10 protein-coding genes, 1 pseudogene and 1 riboswitch are annotated in these 10392 nt (G+C 59.7%); of the genes and pseudogenes, 5 read left to right on the forward strand and 6 right to left on the reverse strand.

Going from position 1 to position 10392, the window contains the following annotated elements:
• Positions 1–956 (reverse strand): annotated as a pseudogene (locus ACIONG_RS27325) (adenosylhomocysteinase); the annotation flags it as partial.
• Between the two features lie 23 nt (positions 957–979).
• A riboswitch (S-adenosyl-L-homocysteine riboswitch) is annotated at positions 980–1078 on the reverse strand.
• 197 nt (positions 1079–1275) lie between these two features.
• Here ACIONG_RS27325 and ACIONG_RS27330 point away from each other — a divergent pair.
• Positions 1276–1683 (forward strand): acyl-CoA thioesterase, encoded by a 408-nt coding sequence (locus tag ACIONG_RS27330; RefSeq protein WP_095137509.1) that lies wholly within the window; start codon positions 1276–1278, stop codon positions 1681–1683.
• 175 nt (positions 1684–1858) lie between these two features.
• Positions 1859–2764, forward strand: a complete 906-nt coding sequence (locus ACIONG_RS27335; protein ID WP_103304276.1) for a formate/nitrite transporter family protein — start codon at positions 1859–1861, stop codon at positions 2762–2764.
• On the opposite strand, the gene ACIONG_RS27340 is transcribed toward ACIONG_RS27335, so the two are convergent.
• Positions 2765–4030 carry a sodium:proton antiporter gene (locus tag ACIONG_RS27340; RefSeq protein WP_103304275.1) on the reverse strand — a complete coding sequence of 422 codons (1266 nt, stop codon included), beginning with the start codon at positions 4028–4030 and terminating at the stop codon, positions 2765–2767.
• A 157-nt stretch (positions 4031–4187) separates the two neighbouring features.
• Between ACIONG_RS27340 and ACIONG_RS27345 the strand changes: the two genes are divergently transcribed.
• Both ACIONG_RS27345 and ACIONG_RS27350 read left to right on the forward strand, forming a co-directional pair.
• A complete protein-coding gene (locus tag ACIONG_RS27345; RefSeq protein WP_213026821.1) occupies positions 4188–5021 on the forward strand; it encodes an EamA family transporter in 834 nt (277 codons plus the stop codon).
• Between the two features lie 39 nt (positions 5022–5060).
• On the forward strand, positions 5061–5444 hold the full coding sequence (locus ACIONG_RS27350) for an MAPEG family protein (protein WP_103304273.1): 384 nt from the start codon (positions 5061–5063) through the stop codon (positions 5442–5444).
• A 146-nt stretch (positions 5445–5590) separates the two neighbouring features.
• On the opposite strand, the gene ACIONG_RS27355 is transcribed toward ACIONG_RS27350, so the two are convergent.
• Positions 5591–6769 (reverse strand): murein transglycosylase A, encoded by a 1179-nt coding sequence (locus ACIONG_RS27355; protein WP_401303829.1) that lies wholly within the window; start codon positions 6767–6769, stop codon positions 5591–5593.
• Between the two features lie 127 nt (positions 6770–6896).
• Here ACIONG_RS27355 and ACIONG_RS27360 point away from each other — a divergent pair, with 127 nt between their 5' ends.
• Positions 6897–7346, forward strand: coding sequence for a cytochrome c (locus ACIONG_RS27360; protein WP_103304271.1), 450 nt, complete (start codon positions 6897–6899; stop codon positions 7344–7346).
• A 167-nt stretch (positions 7347–7513) separates the two neighbouring features.
• Here the strand turns inward: ACIONG_RS27360 and ACIONG_RS27365 are convergent, their stop codons facing one another.
• From ACIONG_RS27365 to ACIONG_RS27375, 3 genes are all read right to left on the reverse strand, one after another.
• Positions 7514–7909 carry a DUF1090 domain-containing protein gene (locus tag ACIONG_RS27365; protein ID WP_103304270.1) on the reverse strand — a complete coding sequence of 132 codons (396 nt, stop codon included), beginning with the start codon at positions 7907–7909 and terminating at the stop codon, positions 7514–7516.
• 97 nt (positions 7910–8006) lie between these two features.
• Complete coding sequence (ligB, locus tag ACIONG_RS27370) at positions 8007–9683, reverse strand: NAD-dependent DNA ligase LigB (protein WP_401303833.1); 1677 nt, start codon at positions 9681–9683, stop codon at positions 8007–8009.
• 237 nt (positions 9684–9920) lie between these two features.
• Positions 9921–10392: methionine adenosyltransferase domain-containing protein (locus tag ACIONG_RS27375; protein ID WP_401303836.1), on the reverse strand; the 472-nt coding region annotated here is incomplete at its 5' end.

Raw genomic sequence — 10392 nt, forward strand, 5'->3', positions numbered from 1 at the left:
CAGACAACGGCGCGCTTCTTCAGGGCTTTGAGCATGTTCGCGTCGCAAACATTGACGTTACCGGTGGTGGTCACGATCAGGTCGATCTTGCCCAGCAGCGCTTTGTCGATGCTTGCTTCGGAACCGTCGTTGATACCGTCGATGAACGGCGAAACCAGTTCGAAACCGTCCATGCACGCTTGCATGGCGCAGATCGGGTCAACTTCGGAAACCTTGACGATCATGCCTTCCTGACGCAGGGACTGCGCGGAGCCCTTGCCCACGTCACCGTAACCGATGACCAGCGCTTGCTTGCCGGACAGCAGGTGGTCGGTACCACGCTTGATCGCGTCGTTCAGGCTGTGACGGCAGCCGTACTTGTTGTCGTTCTTGGACTTGGTCACCGAGTCGTTGACGTTGATGGCCGGGATTTTCAGCTCGCCCTTGGCCAGCATGTCCAGCAGACGGTGTACGCCGGTGGTGGTTTCTTCGGTCACGCCGTGAACGCGATCCAGAACCTGTGGGTACTTGTCGTGCAGCAGCTGAGTCAGGTCGCCGCCGTCGTCGAGGATCATGTTGGCGTCCCATGGCTGGCCATCCTTCAGGATGGTCTGCTCCAGGCACCACTCGTACTCTTCTTCGGTTTCACCTTTCCAGGCGAAAACCGGGATACCGGCGGCGGCGATAGCGGCAGCAGCCTGATCCTGAGTGGAGAAAATGTTGCACGACGACCAGCGCACTTCGGCACCCAGGGCAACCAGGGTTTCGATCAGCACGGCAGTCTGAATGGTCATGTGGATGCAGCCGAGGATCTTGGCGCCTTTCAACGGCTGTTCGCCGGAGTACTTGCGACGCAGACCCATCAGAGCCGGCATTTCCGATTCGGCGATGATGGTTTCGCGACGGCCCCAGGCAGCCAGGGACATGTCGGCAACTTTGTAATCGTTAAAATCTGCAGGCGTGATAACAGCGCTCATGAAGAGCCTCCATTCGTAATGTATGCGAATGGGCGCCGTTGTGCGTTTAGTGTCCGGCCAAGGCCAGTCAACGCCCCATCCGAGCCTGACAGGTTGAACCTGCTGCAGCGCCCCTCGGACAGGTGGCGGGAAAACGGTATCAATTGAAGATGACCGTTTTGAAACGGGGGCGATTATAGCCGTCTAGACTGATCTTCCAAAGGGTTTCTGTCGGCCAAATGAAGATCGCTAATAGCGACCATAGTAGAAGGCTCATGGAGCATGACCGATCAGTCTGCCAAGATGGCGCCCATCTTTCGGCAAACGCTCAGGAGTGAACATGAATTTCCACACCCGCAAATGGGTAAAACCCGAAGACCTGAACCCTAACGGCACCTTGTTCGGCGGCAGCCTGCTGCGCTGGATCGACGAAGAAGCGGCGATCTACGCCATCGTGCAGTTGGGCAATCAGCGCGTGGTGACCAAGTACATCTCCGAAATCAACTTCGTCAGCGCTTCGCGCCAGGGCGACATCATCGAACTGGGCATCACCGCCACCGAGTTCGGCCGCACCTCGATCACCCTGACCTGCGAAGTGCGCAACAAGATCACCCGCAAGAGCATCCTTACGGTCGAGAAAATGGTCTTCGTGAACTTAGGCGAGGACGGCCTGCCGGCACCGCACGGGCGGACCGAGATCAAGTACGTCAAAGACCAGTTCAAGGAAGATGAGCTGGTCAGCAACTGACATCGGCGGCGCTCCGATCGCGGGCAAGCCACGCTCCCACAGGTTCAGCGCAATCCCCTGTGGAAGCGGGCTTGCCCGCGATGGCGGTTTTGAAGTCAGCACATATTTGTCTGACCACTGAACAGCTGTGAATGGCGCGGGTCGTAGCTGAAAGCCCCCCACTGGTTCCCCCGCCATGAGCACCCCGACAGACGGCAAGACCCCCAACCTCTCGACCGATGAAAAACATGAAGTCGAGAAAAGCCAGCCGCCCCGCGCGGCGGTTCTGCACGAGATCATCCGCACCCAAGGCGACCAGGAACTGGAGCGCAGTATTGCCGCACTGTGGTGGTCAGCGCTGGCCGCAGGGCTGACCATGGGCCTGTCGCTGATGGGCATGGGCCTGCTCAACTCGCGCCTGCCCGAAGGTGACGAGTTCAAGGTGATCGCCAGTTTTGGTTACTGCGCGGGTTTCCTCGCGGTGATCCTCGCGCGCCAGCAACTGTTCACCGAGAACACTCTTACCGCCGTACTGCCGGTGATGACCAAACCGACCCTGCGCAATTTCGGCCGGTTGATTCGATTGTGGGGCGTGGTGCTGTTCGGCAACCTGTGCGGCACCATTCTGGTGGCGTACGTGATGCTTGAACTGCCGATCTTCGACACCAGGACCGACCAGGCCTTCCTTGAAATAGGCCGCAAGGTCATGGAAAACCACGCCAGCCAGATGTTCGCCAAGGGCATCGTCTCCGGCTGGATGATCGCCACCATGGTCTGGATGATCCCGTCCATGGAAAGCGCCAAGATGTGGATCATCATCCTCATCACTTACCTGATGGCGTTGGGCGACTTCACCCACATCGTGGTCGGTTCGGCGGAAGTGTCGTATCTGGTGTTTGCCGGCGAACTGCCGTGGAGTGATTTCTGGATGGTGTTCGCCGGGCCGACGCTGGCGGGGAATATCATCGGCGGCAGTTTCATCTTCGCCCTGATCAGCCATGCGCAGATTCGCAGCGAAAGCGGCGTGCCGAAAGAGACAGGCAAGGCGAAACAGTCTGCGGATCAGGCCGAAAAACCTGACCCGCAGCAGATCAGAAAATGATCAGTGGTGTGCGGGCTCGGCCACAGTGGCTGGCTCGTCACGGGTGGCGTGTTTGACCAGTTTGCCAATGGTCAGACCCTGCAACAGGATCGACGACAGCACCACGATATAGGTGATGCTCAGCAGTAGATCACGCTCCGGACCCAGTGGCAGCGCCAGCGCCAACGCCACCGAGACACCGCCGCGCAAACCGCCCCAAGTCAGGATGCGGATGGTGCCGCGCGGCACCGTGCGCCAACGACGCAGCAGGACGATGGCCGGGGCCACGGTGAGCAGGCGCGACAGCAGAATCGCCAGCGCCAGCAAACTGGCCGCCGCCACGTGCGCCCAGTTGAATGGCAGCAGCAACAGTTCCATGCCGATCAGCGCGAACAGCAGTGCGTTGAGCATGTCATCGAGCAGCTCCCAGAAGCCGTCGAGGTATTTGCGGGTCATGTCGTTCATCGCCAGGTTGCGACCGAGGTTGCCGATGATCAGACCGGCGACCACCATCGCAATCGGCGCCGAGACGTGCAGTTCGGACGCCATCGCCGAACCGCCGATCACCAGTGCGAGGGTCAGCATCACTTCGATCTGGTGCTGCTCGATGCTCTTGATCATCAGGTACACCAGATAACCGATCAGCCCACCGAACAGCACGCCGCCAATCGCCTCATGTGCGAACAGCATGGCGGTGGCGCTGATGGTCGGGGTTTCGCCGAGCTGGGCGATGCCCAGCAACACGGTGAACACCACAACCGCAGTGCCGTCGTTGAACAGCGATTCGCCGACGATGGTGGTTTTCAGCGGTTTCGAGGCGTTGGCGGTCCGCAGTACGCCCAGCACGGCGATCGGGTCGGTCGGCGAAATCAGCGCACCGAACAGCAGGCAGTAGAGGAAACTCACATGCCAGCCAAACAAGGCAAAAATGTAATAGGCGAGACTGCCGATCACGGCGGTCGCGATCAATACACCGAATGTTGCCAGCAGGCCGATGGGCCAGCGGTAGCTGCGCAAGTCGTTCAGGTTGACGTGCAGGGCGCCGGCGAACAGCAGGAACGACAGCATCCAGTTCATCAGCAGGTCGCCGAAGTCGATCTGGCCGATCAGTTGCTGCACACGTTCTTCGAGGCCTGGGTAGCCGAGCAGGCTCAGGCCTTGCAGCAACAGAGAGAACATCAGTGCGGTGACCATCACGCCGATGGTCGGCGGCAGGCCGATAAAGCGGAAATTGACGAAGGTCAGGAGGGTGGTCAAACAGATAAAAGCGGCGACAAGTTCAAGCATCCGGGGTCCTTTGGATGAGGGGTGGAAAGACAGCGCACCGATTCTTCGATGCAGGGGTTGGATGGGCTGATTCGGGGCGGAGACACAATGATGTGCCCTCGGTTGGTCAGCCGCAGACATTGGTGTAGGGTCAACCGCAAAAAACAAGGAGTAGAACATGCTGGCGACAGCTTTGGTGTTGGTGGCGGCGCTGTTGCATGCGGCGTGGAATACCCTGATCAAATTCAGCGCCGAACGGCTGCTGGTGGTGGCGTGCATGGACACGGTGGCGCTGTTGTTCGTGACGCTGGCGTTGCCCTTCATCAGCCTGCCGCCGCAGGAAATCTGGCCGTGGATACTGGCTTCGGCGGCGTTCGAACTGCTGTATCGCTATCTGCTGATCCAGGCCTATCGGGTCGGCGACCTCGGTCTGGTCTATCCGCTGATGCGCGGTTTGTCACCGCTGGTGGTGCTGGCGTTGACCCTGATTTTTGCCGGCGAAGTGCTGACCACCCAGCAGATCTTCGGGATCATGCTGATTCCCTTTGGCATGGCCTGCCTGCTCTGGCAGGGCGGTGGCGGCAAGCATCTGCCGTGGTCAATGTTGCCGGTGGTTGCGTTGATCGGACTGTGCATCGGTTGCTACACCTACATCGACGGTCAGGCGTTGCGGCGCTGGTCGCACCCGCTGGATTATCTGGTCTGGGTCACGCTGCTCAGTGCCTGGCCGTTCCCATTGCTGGCGTGGGTGGCCAAACGCCCGGCGTTCATGCAGTTCTGGCGTGAACAATGGAAGCTGGGGCTGACCGTCGGATTCTGCGTGTTGTTCAGCTACGCTCTGGTGCTGTGGGCGATGCAGTTGGGCTCGATTGCAGAAGCGGCGGCATTGCGCGAGATCAGCGTGATTCTGGTGGTGCTGTTTGGTATGCGCTATCTCAAAGAACCTTTCGGCCGGCCACGGCTCTTAGCCTGTGGGCTGGTGCTGATCGGCATGCTGGTGATGAAGTTCTGACCGCTCGCGAATTCTATGACTCGAAAAAAGGACGGCGTTATGACGGTGGCTCTGTGGTGTGTGTTGATCGCGATTTTTCTGCCGTATATCTGCACCGGCGTGGCGAAAGCCGTGGGTGGCTACCGGCTGAGTGACAATCACGATCCGCGCGATTTTCTGGAAAGCCTTAACGGTGTGGCTCGTCGGGCGCATGCGGCGCAACTGAACAGCTTTGAAGTGATGCCGGCGTTTGCCGCTGCGGTCATCGTCGCGCATCTGGTGGGGACTGCTGAGCTGGTGACGGTCAATGTGCTGGCGGTGCTGTTTATCACCAGTCGCCTGCTGTACATCATTTGCTATCTGGCTGACTGGGCGATCTTGCGGTCGCTGGTGTGGTTTGTGGGGATGGGGTTGATTGCTTCGTTCTTCTTTGTGTCTGTTTGATTACCGGTGTTGCTGATGGCCTCATCGCGGGCAAGCCCGCTCCCACAGGTATCAGTGGTGAACAGAAATTCTGTGTACACCAAGGAACCTTGTGGGAGCGGGCTTGCCCGCGATGGCTTTCTAACAGCCACCGATGATCTGAAGAGTTATTTCTTCTCCGTATCGGCCACCTGCGGCACTTGCGGCAGCGCCGCACCTTTTGGCCAGAGCATCCAGATCTGCCCCTGCTGTTTCATGTCCCCGGCCAATTGCCCGGCTGCGTCGCCGGTGCCCCAGAACAGATCCGCACGAACCTCGCCGGCAATTGCGCCGCCGGTGTCTTGCGCCGCCACCGGGCGCACCAGCGCCGTGCCGTCGGGGCGCGTAGTCGACAGCCACAACAAACTGCCCAGCGGAATTACTTTACGGTCCACCGCCGCGCTGTAACCGGCAGTCAGCGGCACGTTCAGCGAGCCGCGCGGGCCTTCGTTGCTGTCCGGGTTGCGGGTGAAGAACACGTAGCTCGGGTTGCTGCCGAGGAGTTCAGGGATGCGCGCCGGATTGGCTTTGGCCCAGTTGCTGATCGCACTCATGGTGACGTCTTCTTTCTTCAGCTCGCCTTGCTCGACCAGCCAGCGGCCGATCGGCCGATATGGGTGGCCGTTCTGGTCGGCGTAGGCAATGCGCAGCTGCTTGCCGTCCTGCGTCTGAATGCGCCCGGAACCCTGGATCTGCAGAAATTGCAGGTTCATCGGATCGGTCAGGTAGGCAACTACCGGCGCTTTCACGCCTTTGGACTCGATGGTCGCTGCATCGTCGTAGGGTTTGAGCACGCGACCTTCGAGGCGACCGCGCAAGCGCTTGCCCTTCAATTCGGGATAAATGCTGTCCAGCGAGACGATGATCATGTCTTCGGGGACGCCATACACCGGCACGTTGGCCACGTCGGTGGGCGTCAGGCTGCCGGGGTAGACGGGTTCGTAGTAGCCGGTGATCAAGCCGTTGGGGTTGTCGTTTTCAGCGCGCAGGCCAAACACGTCGAGGTTCTGCTTGAGGAACGCACGAATCTCGCCGGCACTTTGTGGCACGTTGGCGGCTGCCGCACAGGTCGTGCCCCAGACCGGGTCGGCTTTGAGTCGAGTGCATGCACTGCGCCACGAGCCGAAGCCAGCGACCAGATCACTGTCTGATACGGCAGGCAGTGCTTCCCAGGTTGCGCTGGAATAAGTGGCCAGCGCATGGGTTTTCGGCTTGTCGCTGTCGCCCCCGGTGCAGCCGGCGAGAATCGCCAGCAGGGGTAGAGTCGCGATCAGTGGATGACGCCAGGCCTTGAAACGGCTGTTCATGGAGTGATTCCTGTGCCGGTTGCCCGAGTGCTCCATGCGCTCGAACAACCCGTATTTTAATAGGGCTATTGGTGTTTGGCGGTGACGCGGGGATACTGGCCGCCGATTTCCGTGACCTGAAGCCACCATGACTCTTAAAAGAATTGCTGTTGTATTGCTGGCCTGTCTGACCTTGTCCGCCTGTGGCGGTGTCGATCCGAACTCTCCGCTGGGGCAACGCAAGGCGATCTTCAAACAGATGCTCAAGACCGGTGAAGATCTGGGTGGCATGTTGCGTGGACGTATTCCGTTCGACGGGCCGAAGTTTGCTGAAGGTGCGGTAAAGCTTGATGCGTTGTCTCATGAGCCGTGGAAGCATTTCCCGCAGGTGCGCGAAGAAGATCACACCAGCGCCAAGGACGATGTCTGGCAGAAACAGGCGCAGTTTCAGGAAATGGCTCGCACCCTTGAAGCTGCCACCGGTGAATTGGTGATCGCCAGTAAGGTCCAGCCGTACAAGGCTAGCAACCTCGGGCCTGCGGTGCAGAAAGTTGAAGATGCCTGCAGCGCTTGCCATAAGCAATTTCGGGATCATTGATCTTCAAGACTGCTGAGTAACCCTGTGGCGAGGGGATTTATCCCCGATCGGCGGCGTAGCCGTCGCAAATCCATTCAACCAGGTATGCCTGTTACAGCTGAGTTGAATGGACTTGGGGCCGCTTCGCAGCCCATCGGGGATAAATCCCCTCGCCACACGGGCATCAATTACTTGTCGATTTCGTCCAGCGCTTCCTGCAGTTCCTTGCGCGATTCGGCGAGCTTGTCTTTGCGTTTGTTGATCTTCTCGGGATCGCCTTTCTTCATGGCTTTGTCGAGGTCAGCCTGGCGTTTGCTCACTTCGTGCTTGGCTTCAAGCACCTTGTTTTCGCGTTCTTTCTTCAAGCCTGCATCAGTGCAATGTTCGGTCACTTCGCGCAGCGCAGTTTCCAGGCCCGCCTGCTGATCGGCATTGCCACGGGATTTGGCCTGCTCGATCTGGTTCATGATGCCTTGCTTCTTGGCAGCGCAACCGGTGAGGCCCGGAGCATCTTCGGCAGCCATCACGGGCGCGGCCATTACGCCACAAAGAGTGAGCAGGGCGAGCGGTGTGAGAAATTTCATAAAAGCTCCATGTGCAAAGGCAATCAGGTCGGTCGGGCACTGCGCTGTTGGAGCGCTTCGGCGGCCGTTGGGTTCCCGGCGCACCGGGATTGCATGTTCAGAAGCCGTCGATACCGGCGGCGCGTAAGGTTTGACTCAAGGCCAGCACCTGCGGGTCGCGGAAAAATGCGCTCAATTGCGCCGCGCGACCGGGGCCGATGCCGGCTTCTGCCTGCCATTGTTCGGTGTCACGTTGTGCCAGTGCCTGCCACGACTCAGCCAGCCTTGCCTCACCTGTTGGCGGCAAGCCCAGTGCCTTGAGCCACTGTGCGAATGGTCGTTGGCGGGCGCTGTGAAAACTGTAGATCAGGCGCTCACTGCTGCGGTCGCCGAAACCGGCAATGTTAGCAAGCTCTGGCGCATCGAGGGTCAACCAATCCAGCAGGTTGTTCAGGCGGCCTGTTTCGAGAAGTTTCTCCCAGGTGCCACGACCGACATGTTGCATCGCCAGTCCGTGTTTGCCACTGAGCCAGGTCAGGCGGGCGAGAAACTGGCTTTCGCAGCCGGGTGTGGGTTGCCAGCAGCTCAAGGCATGGAAGTCGTCGGCGCTTGGGATGTCCATGTGCGCTCGGTCGATGCTGCGCAACACAACGCTGTCGAGCCGGGGAATGGTCAGGCCCGCCAGACTTATCGCCACCTGATCGCCGGGACGGATATCCAGTTCTTGCCAGCGCTTGAATGAGCTGGCGCTGACCCGTTTGATCTCCCGGTCATCGAGCATGACCGGGTTCAGTTCCAGCACCGGCGTGATGCGCCCGGTGCGCCCGATCTTGAAATTCACCTTGCGCACGTCGGCCAAGGCCTGAGCAAACGGGTACTTCCAGGCGATGGCCCAATAGGGCGCATGGGCCTGCCAGCGCTCGGCGGGTGGGCGTTGGCTCTGGCGCAGAACCACGCCGTCAGTGGCGAATGGCAGGGGCGAGCGGTACCAGTGTTCGCGCCACTTCTGTGCGTCAGCGAATTGCGGAGCGCGATGGCTATAGCGCTCCGTTGCGGTAAAGCCCAGCGCCGCCAATGTCGATAACCTTTCAGGCAAGTCCGCAGGTCCTTGCGGCCAGTCCCAGACAAACAACCCGATCCCGGCGGCTTGTTCTGCGCTCAAGGTTTTGCGTCCCATCAGACCGGCCACGGTGGCGCGGGCGTTGACGCTGCCGGCTTGAGCCTGAATATGTTCGGTCAGGCGCCAATAGAGTTCACCTTGCACCAGCAGATCCAGCGGTTGCTTGAGTCGTTGCGGGATGGCGCCGATCTTGCGCGCAGATGCCGTCCAGTCGTGTCCGTTGACCCCGTCGCCGCGACTGATCGCTTGTTGCAAAAAGCCCTCGCGATAAATCAGTGTCACTGCAACACCGTCGACTTTGGGTTGTACCCAGACATCCTTGCGATCACGCAGCCAGGCTTGCACGGCTTCGGCTTTATGAAGCTTGTCCAGGCCGGTGTGGGCGACTGGATGTGCGACTGGCCCGGAGGCTGTGCGCACGGCCTCGATCGTCGCAGGCGATTTGAAGCACGCTCGCCATTCGTTTAGCCGCAGGCGTGATTGGTCATAGAGTTCGTCGGCAATCAGCGAGCGCCCTTCGCGGTGGTAGGCATCGTCCCATTGGTCGATCTGTTTTTGCAGCGCGGTGATTTCGCGTTGGGCCTGGTCGGGCGGCCAGTTCGGGCATTCGGCGTAAGCGTTTAGAGTAAGGAGCGTCAGCAGCAAAGTAATTAACAGGCGCAGCGTGGCATGCATCGTGAGCGTCCTTGCTCAAGGGGAATGCTTGAAGGCTAGGCGAGTATTTTAAGTTGGGTCGGCAAGGTGTTTTGCTGAGTGTTTCTATGCGGAATCTGATGTCGCTCTTGCGGGCCTCTTCGCGGGCAAGCCCGCTCCCACAGGGTTATTCGTTTGGGTTCAGGAATCGCATTTCAGGCATGAAAAAGCCCCGCACGGCGCGAACCGTGCGGGGCTTTTTGTACCGCCGGGGAAGTCTTACAGACCAGCAGCAGAACGCAGAGCGTCGGCGCGGTCGGTTTTTTCCCAGGTGAAGGTGGTGAAGGTGTCTTCGCCAACAGTCTTGGTCTGTGGAGCGCGACCGAAGTGGCCGTACGCTGCAGTTTCCTGGTACATCGGGTGCAGCAGATCCAGCATGGTGGTGATTGCGTATGGACGCAGGTCGAACACTTCGCGAACCAGTTTGATGATCTTGTCATCGCTGATCTTGCCGGTGCCGAAGGTGTTCAGCGAGATCGAAGTAGGCTGGGCCACACCGATCGCGTAGGAAACCTGAATCTCGCAACGCTCGGCGAGGCCGGCCGCGACGATGTTCTTGGCCACGTAACGGCCAGCGTAGGCTGCCGAACGGTCAACCTTCGATGGATCTTTACCGGAGAACGCGCCACCGCCGTGACGGGCCATGCCGCCGTAGCTGTCGACGATGATCTTGCGACCGGTCAGACCGCAG

The organism is Pseudomonas sp. NPDC087817 (assembly GCF_044742875.1).
Lineage (GTDB): Bacteria > Pseudomonadota > Gammaproteobacteria > Pseudomonadales > Pseudomonadaceae > Aquipseudomonas.